Below are 17,010 nucleotides of genomic sequence, written 5' to 3' on the forward strand. Positions count from 1 at the left end.
ACCTCACTCGTGGTTCTGCGGCACCAGAATGGTGTCCCGGGCTTCGGGCAGCATCCCCGGATAGTCCAGGGTGTAGTGCAGGCCTCGGCTTTCCTTGCGTTGCATGGCCGAGCGGATCATCAGCTCGGCCACCTGCGCCAGGTTGCGCAGCTCGATCAGGTCGCGGCTGACCTTGTAGTTGCTGTAGAACTCGTCGATCTCGTCCAGCAGCATGCGCACCCGGTGCTCGGCGCGCTGAAGGCGCTTGCTGGTGCGCACGATGCCGACATAGTCCCACATGAACCGCCGCAGCTCGTCCCAGTTGTGGGCGATGATCACGTCCTCGTCCGAGTCGGTCACTTGGCTTGCGTCCCAGCAAGGCAGGGCGCGGGGCATGGCGACCTGGTCCAGGCGCGCCTCGATGTCGGCGGCGGCGGCGCGACCGTAGACAAAGCATTCGAGCAGCGAGTTGCTGGCCATGCGGTTGGCGCCGTGCAGGCCGGTGAAGCTGGTCTCGCCGATGGCATACAGGCCGGGCACGTCGGTGTGACCGTGCTCGTCGATCATCACCCCGCCGCAGGTGTAGTGGGCTGCGGGCACCACCGGAATCGGCTGGCGGGTGATGTCGATGCCGAAGGTCAGGCAGCGCTCGTACACCGTCGGGAAGTGGCTGGTGATGAAATCGGCCGGCTTGTGGCTGATGTCGAGGTAGACACAGTCCACTCCGAGGCGCTTCATCTCGTGGTCGATGGCGCGGGCGACGATGTCCCGTGGCGCCAGCTCTTCGCGTGGATCGAAGCGGGGCATGAAGCGCTCGCCATTGGGCAGGCGCAGCAGGGCGCCCTCGCCGCGCAGTGCCTCGGTGATCAGGAAACTCTTGGCCTGCGGATGGTACAGGCAGGTCGGGTGGAACTGGTTGAACTCCAGGTTCGCCACCCGGCATCCGGCGCGCCAGGCCATGGCGATGCCGTCGCCGCAGGCGCCGTCTGGGTTGCTGGTATACAGGTAGACCTTGGCCGCGCCGCCGGTGGCCAGCACGGTAAAGCGCGCGCCGAAGGTGTCCACCTCGCCGGTGTTGCGGTCCAGCACGTAGGCGCCCAGGCAGCGGTCGCCGTCCAGGCCCAGGCGGCGCTCGGTGATCAGGTCGACGGCCACGCGCTGTTCGAGCAGTTCGATGTTCGCGCGTTGCCTGGCCTGTTCCAGCAGGGTGGTAAAGATCGCCGCGCCCGTGGCGTCGGCGGCATGGATGATGCGCCGGTGGCTGTGACCGCCCTCACGGGTCAGGTGGAACTCGAAGCCGCCGTCGTCGACGCTGTAGTGCTCGTCGCGGGTGAATGGCACGCCTTGTTCGATAAGCCACTGGATGGCCTCGCGGCTGTGCTCGACGGTGAAGCGCACGGCATCTTCGTGGCACAGCCCGCCACCGGCGTTAAGGGTGTCCTCGACATGGGACTGCACGGTGTCGGTATCGTCAAGCACCGCGGCAACGCCGCCCTGGGCCCAGAAGGTCGAGCCGTTGGCCAGGTCGCCCTTGCTCAGTACGGCGATGCGCAGGTGGCGGGGAAGGTTCAGTGCCAGGCTGAGACCGGCGGCACCGCTGCCGATCACCAGGACATCATGTTGGAATTGTTGGCTCATGTCGGGACACTAGTAATCTTTGGAGGGGGCACGGCACAATAGTCGAGCGCAGATGGCACTGTGAAACTATCGTGAAACCTGGCCGGGATGCCTTTATAGCAGCCCCGGGCGCCTGATTTCCAATGGCGCATACGGGGTGGTGGCGATCTTTTTAGGAACTTTCCGATACTCTTGGAAATCCTATGAAGGCTGCCCATACGCCACAGATTGCCGCGGCGACGCAAGGCGGCAGCTCTATCTTGGGCTGACACCTGCGTAACGAAACCAGATTATCGACGCAGCCGGCCGTGACCGCGCTGCGTCTTTCGTGCGAGCCGACCAAGGGCCGCAGGAAACTTGCTTGGAGGGGGAGAACTTTTGCGCAAAGCCCGAGTCTATGGTTGCAAGCCTGAACGATGGCTGATGCAGCGCTCCTTCGAGATCACTGAGGAGTGTTCATGCTAACCCAGGAAGAGGATCAGCAGCTTGTAGAGCGCGTGCAGCGTGGCGACAGGCGAGCTTTCGATCTGTTGGTGCTGAAGTATCAGCACAAGATTCTCGGGTTGATCGTGCGTTTCGTACACGACACCCATGAGGCGCAGGACGTGGCGCAGGAAGCCTTCATCAAGGCATACCGTGCGCTTGGGAATTTTCGCGGTGACAGTGCGTTCTATACGTGGCTTTACCGCATCGCCATCAACACGGCGAAGAACTACCTGGTGTCCCGCGGAAGGCGGCCACCAGACAGTGATGTGAGCTCCGAGGATGCGGAGTTCTATGACGGCGATCATGGTCTCAAGGATCTCGAGTCCCCAGAGCGCTCGTTGTTGCGGGATGAAATCGAAGGCACCGTCCATCGAACCATCCAGCAACTGCCGGAAGATTTGCGTACGGCGCTGACCCTGCGTGAGTTCGATGGATTGAGTTACGAGGACATTGCCAGCGTCATGCAATGTCCAGTGGGTACCGTGCGCTCTCGAATCTTCCGCGCTCGGGAGGCCATAGACAAAGCCCTGCAACCCTTGTTGCAGGAAACCTGAGACAGCGGCGACAGCCAAGAGAGGAACCGCCATGAGTCGTGAAGCTTTGCAGGAATCGCTGTCCGCGGTGATGGATAACGAAGCGGACGAACTGGAACTGCGTCGCGTGCTGAATGCCGTCGACGATGCCGAAACCCGTGCTACCTGGTCGCGTTACCAGATTGCTCGCGCAGCCATGCACAAGGAGCTGCTGCTGCCCAAGTTGGACATCGCCTCGGCGGTTTCCGCAGCGCTGGCCGATGAGGCCGTGCCGGCCAAGGTCAAGCAGGGCCCTTGGCGCAGCCTCGGTCGCCTGGCCGTGGCCGCATCGGTGACCGTTGCCGTGCTGGCCGGCGTGCGCTTCTACAACCAGGACGAGATCAGCGGTGCCGAACTGGCCGCCCAGCAGCCTGCCCAGCAGGGTCTGAGCATGCCGCAGGCGCAAGGTCCGGCCGTGTTGGCAGGCTATAGTGAAAGCAACGAGCAACCGACCGGGCCAATGGCCAACGGTGTGCTGCAGAACCAGGCCGGCTGGGATCAACGCTTGCCGGGCTACCTGCGCCAGCACGCCCAGGAGTCCGCGCTGAAGGGCAACGAGACCGCGCTGCCTTACGCCCGCGCCGCCAGCCTGGAAAATCGCTAAGTTAAGGAGGATCATGCGCGCGCTACCTCTCCTGTCGCTGCTGCTTGGCAGCAGCCTGACGGTGCAGGCCCTGGCCGCCAATTCCTCGCCCGAGGCGAGCGAGTGGTTGAACAAGTTGGCACGGGCCGAGCAGCAGCAGAGTTACCAGGGATCCTTCGTCTACGAACGCAACGGCAGCTTCTCATCCCATGACATCTGGCATCGCGTCCAGGACGGCAAGGTCAGCGAGCGGCTGCTGCAGCTCGACGGCTCGGCCCAGGAAATCGTGCGGGTCGACGGCAAGGTGCAATGTGTCAGTGGCAACCTTGCCAGTAGCGTGGGCACACCACCGGACAGCGCCCCGCGGGTGCTCGACCCCCTGAAGCTGATGAGCTGGTACGACCTGAGCGTGTCAGGCAAGTCACGTGTCGCCGGGCGCGATGCGGTGATTGTCGCGCTCACACCGCGTGACCAGCATCGTTATGCTTTCGAATTGCATCTGGACCGCCGCACCGGCCTGCCCCTGCGTTCGTTGATGCTCAACGACAAGGGCCAGTTGCTCGAGCGCTTCCAGATGACCCGCCTTGACACTGACGCTGCGCCAACCGACGCCGAACTGGCCGCCAGCGCCAGCTGCAAGCCGGTTGAGCGCACGCAGTCCGGCACCGCCGAAACCGTCGCCGGGTGGCGTTCGGACTGGCTGCCGCCGGGGTTCGAGCTGGTCAACAGTTCGGTCCGCCGCGATCCGGAGCGCAAGAATACCGTCAGCAGCCTCATGTATGACGATGGCCTGGCCCGTTTTTCGGTGTTCCTCGAGCCGATCGGCAACGAGGCTGGTGTCGATACCCGTGCCCAGCTCGGCCCCACCGTCGCGGTGTCGCGGCGTCTTACCACGCCCAAGGGCAAGGTGATGGTCACTGTGGTCGGCGAGATCCCGCTGGGCACCGCCGAGCGTGTCGCCCTGTCGATGCGGGCCCAGGATGCCCAGGCGCGCCAATGACGGCGCGCCCTCTGACAGCTCTTGTTACACAGAGCTGACATGAAATTAAGGCATTGTCATTTGCAATCCTGCCGCAAATTTTCTATAGGTCAGGCTTCTCGGAGTCTGGCCTTTCCTGCGTCTGCGGGAACCTTACTGCTAACTACGCTCGTTGTGACGGGAGCCGTATGTCAATACCACGCTTGAAAACCTACCTATCGATGTTCGCCGCCGTGCTCATGCTTGGCCAGGTGCTCACCGCGCAGGCCGAAGAGTCCCTGCCGGACTTCACCACCTTGGTCGAGCAGGCCTCGCCGGCGGTGGTCAACATCAGCACCAAGCAGAAACTGCCGGACCGCCGCGTCGCCGCCGGGCAGATGCCGGACCTCGAAGGCCTGCCGCCGATGTTCCGCGAGTTCTTCGAGCGCAACATGCCGCAGCAGCCGCGTTCGCCTCGTGGCGATCGCCAGCGCGAGGCGCAGTCACTGGGTTCGGGCTTCATCATCTCCAGTGACGGTTATGTGCTGACCAACAATCATGTGGTCGCAGACGCTGACGAGATCATCGTCCGTCTGTCCGATCGCAGTGAATTGCAGGCCAAGCTGGTGGGCACCGACCCACGTACCGACGTGGCCCTGCTCAAGGTCGAGGGCAAGAACCTGCCGACCGTCAAGCTGGGTGACTCGGAGAAACTCAAGGTTGGTGAGTGGGTGCTGGCCATCGGCTCGCCGTTCGGCTTCGACCATTCGGTGACCAAAGGGATCGTCAGCGCCAAGGGCCGTACGCTGCCCAACGACACCTATGTGCCGTTCATCCAGACCGACGTGGCGATCAACCCGGGTAACTCTGGTGGTCCGCTGTTCAACATGAAGGGCGAGGTGGTAGGTATCAACTCGCAGATCTTCACCCGTTCCGGTGGCTTCATGGGCCTGTCGTTCGCCATCCCGATCGACGTCGCCATCGATGTGTCGAACCAGTTGAAAAAAGACGGCAAGGTCAGCCGCGGCTGGCTGGGCGTGGTGATCCAGGAGGTCAACAAGGACCTCGCAGAATCCTTCGGCCTGGACAAGCCGGCCGGCGCCCTGGTCGCCCAGGTCCTGGAAAACGGCCCGGCAGCCAAGGGCGGCCTGCAGGTGGGCGACGTGATCCTGAGCATGAACGGCCAGCCGATCGTCATGTCCGCCGACCTGCCGCACCTGGTCGGCAGCCTCAAGGACGGCGAGAAGGCCAAGCTGGAGATCATCCGCAATGGCAAGCGCCAGAACCTGGACGTCACCATTGGCGCATTGCCCGAGGATGACGCCGACATCGGCCTGGGCGCGGGTGCCGATGGCAGCGCAGAGCGCAGCAGCAACCGCCTGGGTGTGTCCGTGTCCGACCTGACCGCCGAGCAGAAGAAGTCGCTGGAGCTCAAGGGCGGCGTGGTCATCAAGGAAGTCCAGGATGGTCCGGCGGCCATGATCGGCCTGCGTCCGGGCGATGTCATCAGCCACCTGAACAACCAGGCCATCGCCTCGGCCAAGCAGTTCACCGAGATCGCCAAGGAACTGCCGAAGAACCGTTCGGTGTCCATGCGCGTGCTGCGACAGGGGCGTGCCAGCTTCATCACCTTCAAACTGGCTGAATAAGCGGGTGGTGCGGTAGGTAAAGGGCAGCTTCGGCTGCCCTTTTTCATGAGCAGCAGGCTTGATGGTCCCGCTCCCACGCTAACCGATAGGCAGGTGACAAGGGTTCTCCCATATCCCTCCGGCTTGAGGTACAATTCCCGGCTATTTTTCGGCGGGCGTCCGGCTCGCAGCCTTTTCGAGTGTTGACCCGTGAGTGATTTGAGTCATATCCGCAATTTCTCCATCATCGCCCACATCGACCATGGCAAGTCGACGCTGGCCGACCGTTTCATCCAGATGTGCGGTGGCCTGTCGGCGCGCGAAATGGAAGCCCAGGTCCTGGACTCCATGGACCTCGAGCGCGAGCGCGGGATCACCATCAAGGCCCACAGCGTCACGCTCAACTACAAGGCGCAGGACGGCAAGGTCTACCAGCTGAACTTCATCGACACCCCCGGCCACGTCGACTTCACCTATGAAGTCTCGCGCTCGCTGGCCGCCTGCGAGGGTGCGCTGCTGGTGGTGGACGCCGGTCAAGGCGTCGAGGCCCAATCGGTGGCCAACTGCTATACCGCCATCGAGCAGGGCCTGGAGGTGATGCCGGTCCTGAACAAGATGGACCTGCCCCAGGCCGACCCGGACCGCGTCAAGGACGAGATCGAGAAGATCATCGGTATCGACGCCACCGACGCCGTGGCCTGCAGCGCCAAGAGCGGCATGGGCGTCGACGAGGTGCTCGAGCGCCTGGTGCAGACCATCCCCGCGCCGGAAGGCGATATCGACGCGCCGTTGCAGGCGCTGATCATCGACTCCTGGTTCGACAACTACCTGGGCGTGGTCTCGTTGGTGCGCGTGCGCCACGGCCGCGTCAAGAAGGGCGACAAGATCCTGGTCAAGTCCACCGGCAAGGTGCACCTGGTCGACAGCGTCGGCGTGTTCACGCCCAAGCACACCCAGACCGCCGATCTGAAAGCCGGTGAAGTGGGCTTCATCATCGCCAGCATCAAGGACATTCACGGCGCCCCGGTGGGTGACACCCTGACCCTGTCCAACACCCCCGAAGTCGAAGTGCTGCCAGGCTTCAAGAAGATCCAGCCGCAGGTCTACGCCGGCCTGTTCCCGGTCAGTTCCGACGACTTCGAGGACTTCCGCGACGCCCTGCAGAAGCTGACCTTGAACGATTCGTCGCTGCAGTACATGCCGGAAAGCTCCGACGCCCTGGGCTTCGGCTTCCGTTGCGGCTTCCTCGGCATGCTGCACATGGAGATCATCCAGGAGCGCCTGGAGCGCGAGTACGACCTGGACCTGATCACCACGGCGCCAAGCGTGATCTACGAGCTCGAACTCAAGACCGGCGAAACCATCACTGTCGACAACCCGTCGAAGCTGCCGGACGTCTCGGCGGTCAACGACTTCCGTGAGCCGATCGTCACCGCGACCATCCTGGTGCCGCAGGAGCACCTGGGCAACGTCATCACCCTGTGCATCGAGAAGCGTGGCGTGCAGCGCGACATGCAGTTCCTCGGCAGCCAGGTCCAGGTGCGCTACGACCTGCCGATGAACGAAGTGGTGCTGGACTTCTTCGACCGCCTGAAGTCGACCAGCCGCGGCTATGCGTCGCTGGACTACCATTTCGATCGCTACCAGTCGGCCAACCTGGTCAAGCTGGACGTACTGATCAACGGCGACAAGGTCGATGCCCTGGCCCTGATCGTGCACCGCGACAACGCCGCCTATAAAGGCCGCGCGTTGACCGAAAAGATGAAGGAACTGATCCCTCGGCAGATGTTCGATGTGGCGATCCAGGCAGCTATCGGCGGCCAGATCATCGCGCGGACAACCGTCAAGGCGCTCAGAAAGAACGTACTGGCCAAGTGCTACGGTGGCGATGTCAGCCGTAAGAAGAAGCTGCTGGAGAAGCAGAAGGCCGGTAAGAAACGCATGAAGCAGGTGGGTAACGTGGAGATTCCACAGGAAGCCTTCCTTGCCGTGCTCAGGTTGGATAGCTAGGTCCTATGTCGCTAAATTTCCCGCTGTTGCTCGTCATCGCCGTCGCCGTCTGCGGTCTGTTGGGTCTGATCGACCTGCTGTTCCTGGCCCCGCGCCGGCGTGCGGCGATCGCCAACTACCAGGGCAGCGTCAGCCAGCCCGAAATGGCCGTGGTTGAACGCCTGAACAAGGAGCCCTTGCTCGTCGAATACGGCAAGTCGTTCTTCCCGGTGCTGTTCATCGTGCTGGTGCTGCGTTCTTTCCTGGTCGAGCCGTTCCAGATCCCGTCGGGGTCGATGAAGCCGACGCTGGAAGTGGGCGACTTCATCCTGGTGAACAAGTTCTCCTACGGCATTCGGCTGCCAGTGATCGACAAGAAGGTCATCGAGGTGGGCGATCCGCAACGCGGGGATGTGATGGTGTTCCGCTACCCAAGCGACCCCAATGTCAACTACATCAAGCGTGTGGTCGGCCTGCCGGGTGACGTGGTGCGCTACACCAGCGACAAGCGACTGTTCGTCAACGGCCAGTCGATCGCCGAGCAACTGGTCGGCAGCGAGCCGGGCACCCTGGGCAGCGCCGAGCTGTACAAGGAGAAACTCGGTGAAGCCGAGCACCTGATCCGCAAGGAAATGACCCGCTACCGCATGCCGCCGGACCAGCAATGGACCGTGCCGGCCGGTCATTACTTCATGATGGGCGACAACCGCGACAACTCCAACGACAGCCGCTTCTGGGATGACCCGAACATTCCCAAGGAGCTGCATGGCATGGTTCCGGACCACAATATCGTCGGCAAGGCGTTCGCGGTCTGGATGAGCTGGCCCGAGCCAAAACTCAGCCACTTCCCGAACCTGTCGCGGGTCGGGCTGATCCATTGAGTAACGACGGCGCTGTCCACGGACAGCGCCGATTGCATTTCTGACATAGGCTGTGTTCTCAAGGAGCGAGAGCTTTCGCCGTTTCCGGCGACAGACCGCAGTCAAACCGTCTTTCAGGATGTTGATTTGAACAACGCGTTGAACATTGCACGGGTGGCCCCATGAGCGCTTCCCTGGCCCGCCTGGAGCGCAAGCTCGGCTACACCTTCAAGAACCAGGACCAGATGCTGCTGGCCCTGACCCATCGCAGCTATGCCGGGCGCAATAACGAGCGCCTGGAATTCCTCGGCGATGCCATCCTCAACTTCGTGGTCGGCGAGGCGTTGTTCGAGCGCTTTCCGCAAGCCCGCGAAGGCCAGCTGTCGCGCCTGCGCGCACGCCTGGTCAAGGGCGAGACCCTGGCCCGACTGGCTCGCGGCTTTGACCTGGGCGAGTACCTGCGCCTGGGCTCGGGCGAACTCAAGAGCGGCGGCTTTCGCCGCGAGTCGATCCTTGCTGACGCCCTCGAGGCCCTGATCGGCGCCATCTACCAGGACGCCGACATGCAGACCGCCCGCGAGCGAATCCTGGCCTGGTTGACCGATGAGTTCGATGGGCTGACCCTGGTCGACACCAACAAGGACCCCAAGACCCGCCTCCAGGAGTTCCTGCAGTCGCGTGCCTGCGAACTGCCGCGCTATGAAGTGGTGGATATCCAGGGCGAACCGCACTGCCGGACCTTTTTCGTCGAGTGCGAAGTGGTCCTGCTGAACAAGAAAAGCCGCGGCCAGGGCGTGAGCCGGCGTATCGCCGAGCAGGTCGCCGCTGCCGCCGCATTGATCGCCCTGGGCGTGGAGAATGGCAATGACTGAGAACACTTCGACCCGCTGCGGCTATGTCGCCATCGTCGGTCGCCCCAACGTGGGCAAGTCCACGCTGCTCAACCATATCCTCGGGCAGAAGCTGGCGATCACTTCGCGCAAGCCGCAGACCACCCGCCACAACATGCTCGGCATCAAGACTGAAGGTGACGTGCAGGCGATCTATGTCGATACCCCCGGCATGCACAAGGCCAACGACAAGGCGCTGAACCGCTACATGAACCGCAACGCCTCAGCGGCCCTCAAGGACGTCGATGTGGTTATCTTCGTGGTCGACCGTACCAAGTGGACCGACGAGGACCAGCTTGTGCTGGAGAGGGTGCAGTACGTGACTGGCCCGTTGATCATCGCGGTCAACAAGACCGACCGCATGGAAGAGAAGGCCGAGCTGATCCCGCATCTGCAATGGCTGCAGGAACAACTGCCGAATGCCGAAGTGATGCCGATTTCCGCGCAGCAGGGGCACAACCTCGAGGCGCTGGAAGCCCAGATCGCCAAGCACCTGCCGGAAAACGAGCACTTCTTCCCGGAAGACCAGATCACCGACCGCAGCAGCCGCTTCCTCGCCGCCGAACTGGTGCGCGAGAAGATCATGCGCCAGCTCGGTGCGGAGCTGCCGTACCAGATCACCGTGGAAATCGAGGAATTCAAGCAGCAGGGCCACGTGCTGCACATCCATGCGCTGATTCTGGTCGAGCGTGACGGGCAGAAGAAGATCATCATTGGCGACAAGGGCGAGCGTATCAAACGCATCGGTTCCGAGGCGCGCAAGGACATGGAAGTGCTGTTCGACTCCAAGGTCATGCTCAACCTGTGGGTGAAGGTCAAGGGTGGCTGGTCCGACGACGAGCGCGCCTTGCGTTCTCTGGGTTACGGCGACCTGTAAGCCTCAAACCCTGCTTTTGCTCCTGTGGGAGCGGGCCTGCACCGCGATGGCGATCTCGGGGCAAGCCCGCTCCCACAGGCATTTCTGGCATCGAGAGATCCGAATGGACCAACCCACCCCCCAACCCGCCTACGTGCTGCACAGCCGCGCCTACAAGGAAACCAGCGCGCTGGTGGACTTCCTCACCCCCCAGGGGCTGGTGCGGGCGGTGCTGCGCCGGGCGCGAGGCAAGGGTGGCAGCCTGGTGCGGCCGTTCGTGCCGCTGGAAGTCGAACTGCGCGGGCGCGGCGAACTGAAGAACGTCGGTCGCATGGACAGCATTGGCATCGCGGCCTGGCTGCATGGCGATGCGCTGTTCAGCGGGCTCTACCTCAACGAGCTGTTGATGCGCCTGCTGCCCGCCGAGGCGCCGCATCCGGCGTTGTTCGAGCACTACACCCTGACCTTGCAGGCCCTGGCCGCCGGACGCCCGCTGGAGCCGCTGCTGCGCTCCTTCGAATGGCGCCTGCTGGACGAGCTGGGCTATGCCTTCGCCCTGGATCATGACGTCAACGACACTGCCGTCGCCGCCGAAGGGCTCTATCGCCTGCAGGTGGACGCCGGCCTGGAGCGCGTCGAGCTGTTCCAGCCCGGACTGTTCAAGGGCAGCGAACTGCTGGCCCTGGCCCAGGCCGACTGGGAAGCGCCTGGTGCCTTGCTCGCCGCCAAGCGCCTGATGCGCCAGGCCCTGGCGGTTCACCTGGGGCCCAAGCCGCTGGTCAGTCGGGAACTGTTTCGCAAGCGCTGAGCACGACGTATGCTGTGGGGCTAAATCTTCAGGAGAGCCCTTTCGTGACTCACAGCAACCGCATGCTTCTCGGCGTCAACATCGACCACGTGGCGACCCTGCGCCAGGCCCGGGGCACCCGCTATCCGGACCCGGTCAAGGCCGCCCTGGACGCCGAGGAAGCGGGTGCCGACGGCATCACCGTGCACCTGCGCGAAGACCGCCGGCATATCCAGGAGCGCGACGTGCTGCTGCTCAAGGACGTGCTGCAGACCCGCATGAACTTCGAGATGGGCGTCACCGAGGAGATGATGGCCTTCGCCGAGAAAATCCGCCCGGCGCATATCTGCCTGGTGCCGGAGACGCGCCAGGAGCTGACCACCGAAGGCGGCCTCGATGTGGCCGGCCAGGAGGCGCGGATCAAGGCGGCGGTCGAGCGTCTGTCGCGCACCGGCGCCGAGGTGTCGCTGTTCATCGATGCCGACGAGCGGCAGATCGAAGCCTCGCGCCGTGTCGGTGCGCCGGCCATCGAGCTGCACACCGGCCGCTATGCCGATGCCGAGACGCCGACCGAGGTCGCCGAGGAGCTCAAGCGCATCGTCGATGGCGTGGCGTTTGGTGTTGGCCAGGGCCTGATCGTCAATGCCGGCCATGGCCTGCACTACCACAACGTCGAGGCGGTGGCGGCAATCAAGGGCATCAACGAGCTGAACATCGGCCATGCGCTGGTGGCCCATGCACTGTTTGTCGGCTTCAAGGCGGCGGTGGCGGAGATGAAGGCGCTGATCGTCGCCGCTTCGCGCTGATTCAGCCCCTGGGGCTGCAAGGCAGCCCCAGCGTCATTCGGCTTTGAAGAGGAGGGTAAAGCGAGTCGGCCCTTCGACCTGGCTGCTCACCTCGACCCGTCCCCCATGCAGCTGCATGATCGACTTGACGATCGCCAGTCCCAACCCCGTCCCGCCTTCCAATCGTGAACGCCCGGCCCCAGCCCTGTAGAACCGTTCGAACAGGTGCGGCAAGTATGCCTCGCCAATCCCCGGCCCGCGATTCTCCACCCACACACCGATCTGGTCGCCGATTCGCTCGATGCCCACGGCCACTGGCTGGCCTTCAGGGCCATGGCGAATCGCATTGCTGAGCAGGTTCGACAGCGCCCGCTGGAACATCAGCTTGTCCGCCATCGCGGTACCCCAGCCTTGCAGGTGCAGGGAGATACCCTTGAGCTCGGCGCTGAAGGCGAACAGCTCGCTCACCCGCGCCACTTCGTCCGCCAGCGCCACGGGAACCAGGGCCACCTGGGCCTGCGGCTGGCTGACCTGGGCCAGGAACAGCATGTCGTTGATGATGCGGTTGAGCCGAGTCAGCTCCTCGACGCTGTCTTCCAGCGCCTCGCGGTACTTGTCGCCATCACGCTCGCGGGCCAGGGTGACCTGGGCCTTGCCCATCAGGTTGCCGATGGGCGTGCGCAGTTCGTGGGCCAGGTCGTCGGAAAACTGCGACAGCTGACGCACGCCCTGGTCGAGCCGGTCGAGCATCACGTTGATGGCGCGGGCAAGATCGGCCAGTTCGGTAGGGAGACCTTCGTCCGGCAGACGATGCCCAAGGTCCTGGGCCGAGACCTGCCCGGCGATCCGGCGAAAGTGCCGCAGCGGGCGCAGACCTCGCTGCACCAGCTTCCACGCGGCGATGCCGATCAGCACCAGCAGCAGCGGCAGGGCCAGCAGGGTGGAGTGCAGGTAGGCCTGCAACAGGCTGTTGTCGTCGCTGCGGTTGAGCGACATCAGCACCTTGACCGGGGTGTTGTCGCGCAGGCGCATCAGGCGGCTGGCAGTGAGTATCTGGTTGCCATCGTCGTCGCGCCAGGTGTGGAAGGTCAGCCGGTTGTCGGCCTCCAGGTCCAGCAGGTGCTGCGACTGCAGCGCCGGCCCCAGGCTGAGCAGGGCCGGGTGGCGGCCGTTGATGGCCATCACGCTGAGGCTGAGGTTGTCATGGCCCATGACCAGGTCGAGCAGCGGGTGGGCGCGAGCGCCGAGGTCGTCGCTTCGCAGATCGACGCGCAGGTTGTGCTCGACTTGCAGCATCTTGCGCGCCAGGTCCTTGCGCGCCCGGCTGTCCAGCTCATGATCGAGGGCGAATACCGCGAGGCACGCCAGCAGCAAGACCAGCGCCGCCCCCAGCAGGGTGACGGTCAGGCCCAGGCGCAGCGACAGGCTGGGGCGCTTCACGTCCGCGCCTCCAGCACATAACCGACGCCGCGTAGGGTGTGGATCAGCTTGTCCTCGAACGGGTCGTCGATCTTTGCCCGCAAGCGGCGGATCGACACTTCCACCACGTTGGTGTCGCAATCGAAGTTCATGTCCCACACCAGCGAGATGATCTGTGTACGCGACAGCACCTCGCCGCTCTGGCGCATCAGCAGGTGCAGCAGGGCGAACTCCTTGGCGGTCAGGTCGATGCGCTGGCCGCCGCGCCAGGCGCGGTGGCGGCCGGGGTCGAGTTCGAGGTCGGCGACCTTCAGCGTGCTCGGCTGCAGGTGCTGGTCGTTGCGCCGCAGCAGGCTGCGGATGCGCGCCAGCAGTTCGGGAAACTCGAAGGGCTTGAGCAGGTAGTCGTCGGCGCCCAGGTCCAGCCCCTTGACCCGGTCGGCCAGACGGCCATGGGCGGTGAGCATCATGATCCGCGTCGAGGATTCGGCGCGCAGGCGCTGCAGCACGCCCCAGCCATCGAGCCCGGGCAGGTTGACGTCGAGGATCACCAGGTCGTACGCCTGCTGGCGGGCCAGGTGCAGGCCGTCGGTGCCGGTATGGGCGCAGTCGACCACGTAGCCGTTCTCGCGCAGGCCCTGTTGCAGGTAGTCGGCGGTGCGGGGTTCGTCCTCGATGATCAGTAGGCGCATGGTCGGGCTCTGTGTGGAAAGGGGGCGATTCTCGACCCTGTAGTGACATCAGGGTCAAGCGGCGAGGATGTTACTGGATGCGAATAGGCAAGCGGCGGGAATAACGGATTTGTAATGCGCGGGTCATGTGCCTGACAGGGTGATCCTGTGGCAGCGGGCTTGTCCCGCGATACGGCTCTCTTGCAAGACTGTAATGTCCGCCTCACCTTGGTGTTAGCTCCCGCTTGCGATGATGGCCCTGTCGAAACGGTTATCACGAGGCAAGCACGATGAACCTGACCAAGTACCTGCTGCTGGCGATTCTCGCCCTGGGCAGCACCAGCGCTTTCGCCGAGGGAGGCGCGGAGCGTTCGAAGCAATTCTGGCAAGCGTTCCGCGACGACCAGGCGCGCCTGTACGGCGACAAGCAGCAGGCGCTGGCTGAGCGCGAGCGCAAGGCCGAGGAAAAGGCCCGCGAACTGGCCAAGGACTGAGTACCACACACCTGCGCCACGACAGCTCCTCGGCGCAGGTGAGCCTGGGCGCCCGAACGGGCGCCCTTTTTATTTGCGTGCCAGCAGCGTGGCGCGGCGCGGGGCTGGCAGGCCTTCGATGGTCTTGCCGTGGTCGTTCGGGTCGAGGAAGTCGCCCAGCGACTGGTAGCGCATCCACTCGGTGCTGCGCTGCTCCTCGACGCTGGTGACGCTGACATCGACGCAGCGCACATCGCTGAAGCCGGCGCGGCGCAACCAGCGCTCCAGGGCCGGTACCGACGGCAGGAACCAGACGTTGCGCATCTGCGCGTAGCGATCCTCGGGTACCAGCACCTGGTTTTCGTCACCCTCGATCACCAGGGTTTCCAGCACCAGTTCGCCGCCCTTGACCAGGCAGTCCTTGAGCGCCAGCAGGTGCTCGATGGGCGAGCGGCGGTGATAGAACACGCCCATGGAAAATACGGTATCAAAGCCTTCGAGGTTGGCCGGCAGCTCCTCGAGGGCGAACGGCAGGTGCCAGGCCGGCAGTTCAGGCAAGTACTGCTGCACGGCCTGGAACTGGCAGAAGAACAGCCAGTTGGGGTCCACGCCGATGACCATGTCGGCGCCGGCGCCGAGCATGCGCCACTGGTAGTAGCCGTTGCCGCAGCCCACATCGAGCACGCGCTTGCCCTTGAGGTCCAGGTGTGGGCCGACCCGTGACCATTTCCAGTCCGAGCGCCACTCGGTGTCGACATGCACGCCAAACAGGTCGAACGGGCCCTTGCGCCAGGGCGACAGGCCCATCAGTGCCTGCCGCATCTGCGCCCGGGTGGCGTCGTCGCAAGCGCAGTCCAGGCGCAGGCCGTCGACCAGGTCGATTTCGCTGGGGGTCAGCCGCGGCAGTGCCTCGAGGGCGCCGCGCCAGCGGTCGAGGTCGCCGTGGCCCTTTTCCAGCTTGGCTTCGAGTTGCGCCTGCAGGCCCTGGGACCAGGTGGCAAGGGGCGTGCCCGCCAGGCGGCGGACGAGGGGGGACAGATCGATCATGGCAGGGCTATCAGCGAGGCGAAGTTGAGGCATTGGAACCAGGGCACGACCTTGGAGAAGCCGGCGGCGCGCAGGCGCTGCTCATGGGTTTCCAGGGTGTCGGGCTTCATCACGTTCTCGATGGCGCTGCGTTTCTGGGCGATTTCCAGTTCGCTGTAGCCATTGGCACGTTTGAAGTCCAGGTGCAGTTCGTTGAGCAGGTCCTGCTCCTGCGCGTCGGTGAAGCGCAGTTTTTCCGAGAGAATCAGCGCACCGCCCGGCAACAGGGCCTGATGGATGCGGCCGAGCAGCTCCAGGCGTTGCTCTGGGGCGACGAACTGCAGGGTGAAGTTCATCGCCACCACCGAGGCCGGTTCGAAGGGCAGGGTGAGGATGTCCGCCTCCAGCACCTGTACCGGCAGCAGCTCCTGGAACATCGAGTCCTGGGCGGTGAGGTACTGGCGGCAGCGCTCGACCATGGCCGCGGAGTTGTCCACCGCAATGACCCGGCAGCCGTCCGTGCGCACATGGCGGCGCAGCGCCTGGGTCACCGCGCCCAGCGAGGCGCCGAGGTCGTACAGCACGGAGTTCGGCTGGGCGAAGCGCGCGGCCAGCACGCCGAGGTTCTCGACGATGGTCGGGTAACCGGGCACCGAGCGCTTGATCATGTCCGGGAACACCTGCACCACGTCTTCGTTGAAGACGAAGTCGGGCACCTGCTCCAGGGGCTGGGCGAAAAGGCGGTCGGGTTGTTTGCTCACGGGCGGGTCCAGGCGGCTGGCAATCTACAGGGGCGGCATTCTAGCCAAACCACGGCAAGCTTGCATGACTCGCTGACCGGCGCCGTGCGCTCACTTCACCCGGATGGCGCAGTCGAAGGTCTGCACCGGTCGCACTTCAGGGGCCCAGGGCTGCTGGTAGACCAGGATCAGGTGGCCTTCGCCGGCGGCCTTGGCCTGGAAGCGCCAGGTGGAAAGCCCGCCGCTGCCGACGATGCCGGCTTGTTCCGGGGAGCTGTAGACCTCGGGACCGAGGCTGCGCAGGATCTCCGAAGCCGGGTTCTGCAGCAGCCAGCGGTAGCCGGTGGTGGGGTTGCTGGGCAGGGTGAGGGTCATGGTCTGGCCGACGACCAGGCGCTTGGGGCACTCGCTTTCGCCGTCCAGTTCGACGGTGCGTTGCGGTTGCTGGGCGCAGGCGGTGAGCAGGGCCAGGGCGGCGGGAACAAGCAGGCGAGGGAGAGACATGTTGGCTCCTGAAGCTGGAATGGCCTGAGGATAACCGAAGCTGTCGCAGTTTTGTGGGGTGGTGGGGGGCCATCGCGGGGGCCCCCCCCCCCCCCCCCCCCAGGGGGGGGGGGGGGGGGGCCCCCCCAAAAAAGCGCGAAGAAAAACAAAAAAAACACCCCGAGAAAAACCAAGTAGAAGATGACCC

At 64.3% G+C, this 17,010-nt stretch carries 17 protein-coding genes; 11 read left to right on the forward strand and 6 right to left on the reverse strand.

Annotated features, from left to right (window positions below):
• Positions 1-3: 3 nt before the first annotated feature.
• The gene (gene nadB / locus ACVWZ5_RS07145; RefSeq protein ID WP_084941885.1) at positions 4-1,617 is read right to left on the reverse strand and encodes an L-aspartate oxidase; all 1,614 of its coding nucleotides are present in this window, start codon (positions 1,615-1,617) and stop codon (positions 4-6) included.
• 437 nt (positions 1,618-2,054) lie between these two features.
• Here nadB and rpoE point away from each other — a divergent pair, with 437 nt between their 5' ends.
• The 10 genes from rpoE to pdxJ all read left to right on the forward strand — a co-directional run bounded on the left by rpoE (position 2,055) and on the right by pdxJ (position 12,011).
• Positions 2,055-2,636 carry an RNA polymerase sigma factor RpoE gene (gene rpoE, locus ACVWZ5_RS07150; RefSeq protein ID WP_003252049.1) on the forward strand — a complete coding sequence of 194 codons (582 nt, stop codon included), beginning with the start codon at positions 2,055-2,057 and terminating at the stop codon, positions 2,634-2,636.
• Between the two features lie 31 nt (positions 2,637-2,667).
• The gene (locus tag ACVWZ5_RS07155; protein WP_028690128.1) at positions 2,668-3,258 is read left to right on the forward strand and encodes a sigma-E factor negative regulatory protein; all 591 of its coding nucleotides are present in this window, start codon (positions 2,668-2,670) and stop codon (positions 3,256-3,258) included.
• Between the two features lie 13 nt (positions 3,259-3,271).
• Positions 3,272-4,237, forward strand: a complete 966-nt coding sequence (locus ACVWZ5_RS07160) for a MucB/RseB C-terminal domain-containing protein (RefSeq protein ID WP_062573019.1) — start codon at positions 3,272-3,274, stop codon at positions 4,235-4,237.
• A gap of 200 nt (positions 4,238-4,437) precedes the next feature.
• A complete protein-coding gene (locus tag ACVWZ5_RS07165) occupies positions 4,438-5,844 on the forward strand; it encodes a DegQ family serine endoprotease (protein ID WP_374119862.1) in 1,407 nt (468 codons plus the stop codon).
• Between the two features lie 189 nt (positions 5,845-6,033).
• A complete protein-coding gene (gene lepA, locus ACVWZ5_RS07170; RefSeq protein WP_028690125.1) occupies positions 6,034-7,833 on the forward strand; it encodes a translation elongation factor 4 in 1,800 nt (599 codons plus the stop codon).
• A 5-nt stretch (positions 7,834-7,838) separates the two neighbouring features.
• A complete protein-coding gene (gene lepB, locus ACVWZ5_RS07175; protein ID WP_028690124.1) occupies positions 7,839-8,693 on the forward strand; it encodes a signal peptidase I in 855 nt (284 codons plus the stop codon).
• A 161-nt stretch (positions 8,694-8,854) separates the two neighbouring features.
• Positions 8,855-9,544, forward strand: coding sequence for a ribonuclease III (rnc, locus tag ACVWZ5_RS07180; RefSeq protein WP_028690123.1), 690 nt, complete (start codon positions 8,855-8,857; stop codon positions 9,542-9,544).
• On the forward strand, positions 9,537-10,439 hold the full coding sequence (era, locus tag ACVWZ5_RS07185; protein ID WP_028690122.1) for a GTPase Era: 903 nt from the start codon (positions 9,537-9,539) through the stop codon (positions 10,437-10,439). The genes rnc and era overlap by 8 nt, the downstream gene beginning before the upstream one ends.
• A 103-nt stretch (positions 10,440-10,542) precedes the next feature.
• Positions 10,543-11,226, forward strand: a complete 684-nt coding sequence (gene recO / locus ACVWZ5_RS07190) for a DNA repair protein RecO (RefSeq protein WP_186599341.1) — start codon at positions 10,543-10,545, stop codon at positions 11,224-11,226.
• Positions 11,227-11,288: 62 nt separating this feature from the next.
• Positions 11,289-12,011 carry a pyridoxine 5'-phosphate synthase gene (gene pdxJ / locus ACVWZ5_RS07195; protein WP_189656959.1) on the forward strand — a complete coding sequence of 241 codons (723 nt, stop codon included), beginning with the start codon at positions 11,289-11,291 and terminating at the stop codon, positions 12,009-12,011.
• Between the two features lie 33 nt (positions 12,012-12,044).
• Here the strand turns inward: pdxJ and ACVWZ5_RS07200 are convergent, their stop codons facing one another.
• The gene (locus ACVWZ5_RS07200) at positions 12,045-13,430 is read right to left on the reverse strand and encodes a heavy metal sensor histidine kinase (RefSeq protein WP_457340498.1); all 1,386 of its coding nucleotides are present in this window, start codon (positions 13,428-13,430) and stop codon (positions 12,045-12,047) included.
• Positions 13,427-14,101: a heavy metal response regulator transcription factor gene (locus tag ACVWZ5_RS07205; RefSeq protein ID WP_050703990.1), complete on the reverse strand. Its 675-nt coding sequence runs from the start codon at positions 14,099-14,101 to the stop codon at positions 13,427-13,429. Before ACVWZ5_RS07205 ends, ACVWZ5_RS07200 begins: the two co-directional genes overlap by 4 nt.
• A 269-nt stretch (positions 14,102-14,370) precedes the next feature.
• On the opposite strand from ACVWZ5_RS07205, the gene ACVWZ5_RS07210 reads away from it, so the two are divergent.
• Positions 14,371-14,574 (forward strand): hypothetical protein, encoded by a 204-nt coding sequence (locus tag ACVWZ5_RS07210; RefSeq protein ID WP_028690117.1) that lies wholly within the window; start codon positions 14,371-14,373, stop codon positions 14,572-14,574.
• A 69-nt stretch (positions 14,575-14,643) separates the two neighbouring features.
• On the opposite strand, the gene cmoB is transcribed toward ACVWZ5_RS07210, so the two are convergent.
• From cmoB to ACVWZ5_RS07225, 3 genes are all read right to left on the reverse strand, one after another.
• Positions 14,644-15,600: a tRNA 5-methoxyuridine(34)/uridine 5-oxyacetic acid(34) synthase CmoB gene (gene cmoB / locus ACVWZ5_RS07215; RefSeq protein ID WP_062573023.1), complete on the reverse strand. Its 957-nt coding sequence runs from the start codon at positions 15,598-15,600 to the stop codon at positions 14,644-14,646.
• Positions 15,597-16,340: a carboxy-S-adenosyl-L-methionine synthase CmoA gene (gene cmoA / locus ACVWZ5_RS07220; RefSeq protein WP_028690115.1), complete on the reverse strand. Its 744-nt coding sequence runs from the start codon at positions 16,338-16,340 to the stop codon at positions 15,597-15,599. Before cmoA ends, cmoB begins: the two co-directional genes overlap by 4 nt.
• Before the next feature lie 90 nt (positions 16,341-16,430).
• On the reverse strand, positions 16,431-16,823 hold the full coding sequence (locus ACVWZ5_RS07225; RefSeq protein ID WP_028690114.1) for a protease inhibitor I42 family protein: 393 nt from the start codon (positions 16,821-16,823) through the stop codon (positions 16,431-16,433).
• Positions 16,824-17,010 lie beyond the last annotated feature (187 nt).

The organism is Pseudomonas sp. TE6283, from assembly GCF_054060555.1.

Bases quoted from the DNA above. Each gene is read 5' to 3' on its own strand.
- nadB (WP_084941885.1), bottom strand. From the start codon at position 1,617: ATGAGCCAACAATTCCAACATGATGTCCTGGTGATCGGCAGCGGTGCC.
- rpoE (WP_003252049.1), top strand. From the start codon at position 2,055: ATGCTAACCCAGGAAGAGGATCAGCAGCTTGTAGAGCGCGTGCAGCGT.
- ACVWZ5_RS07155 (WP_028690128.1), top strand. From the start codon at position 2,668: ATGAGTCGTGAAGCTTTGCAGGAATCGCTGTCCGCGGTGATGGATAAC.
- ACVWZ5_RS07160 (WP_062573019.1), top strand. From the start codon at position 3,272: ATGCGCGCGCTACCTCTCCTGTCGCTGCTGCTTGGCAGCAGCCTGACG.
- ACVWZ5_RS07165 (WP_374119862.1), top strand. From the start codon at position 4,438: ATGTTCGCCGCCGTGCTCATGCTTGGCCAGGTGCTCACCGCGCAGGCC.
- lepB (WP_028690124.1), top strand. From the start codon at position 7,839: ATGTCGCTAAATTTCCCGCTGTTGCTCGTCATCGCCGTCGCCGTCTGC.
- rnc (WP_028690123.1), top strand. From the start codon at position 8,855: ATGAGCGCTTCCCTGGCCCGCCTGGAGCGCAAGCTCGGCTACACCTTC.
- era (WP_028690122.1), top strand. From the start codon at position 9,537: ATGACTGAGAACACTTCGACCCGCTGCGGCTATGTCGCCATCGTCGGT.
- recO (WP_186599341.1), top strand. From the start codon at position 10,543: ATGGACCAACCCACCCCCCAACCCGCCTACGTGCTGCACAGCCGCGCC.
- pdxJ (WP_189656959.1), top strand. From the start codon at position 11,289: ATGCTTCTCGGCGTCAACATCGACCACGTGGCGACCCTGCGCCAGGCC.
- ACVWZ5_RS07205 (WP_050703990.1), bottom strand. From the start codon at position 14,101: ATGCGCCTACTGATCATCGAGGACGAACCCCGCACCGCCGACTACCTG.
- ACVWZ5_RS07210 (WP_028690117.1), top strand. From the start codon at position 14,371: ATGAACCTGACCAAGTACCTGCTGCTGGCGATTCTCGCCCTGGGCAGC.
- cmoB (WP_062573023.1), bottom strand. From the start codon at position 15,600: ATGATCGATCTGTCCCCCCTCGTCCGCCGCCTGGCGGGCACGCCCCTT.
- ACVWZ5_RS07225 (WP_028690114.1), bottom strand. From the start codon at position 16,823: ATGTCTCTCCCTCGCCTGCTTGTTCCCGCCGCCCTGGCCCTGCTCACC.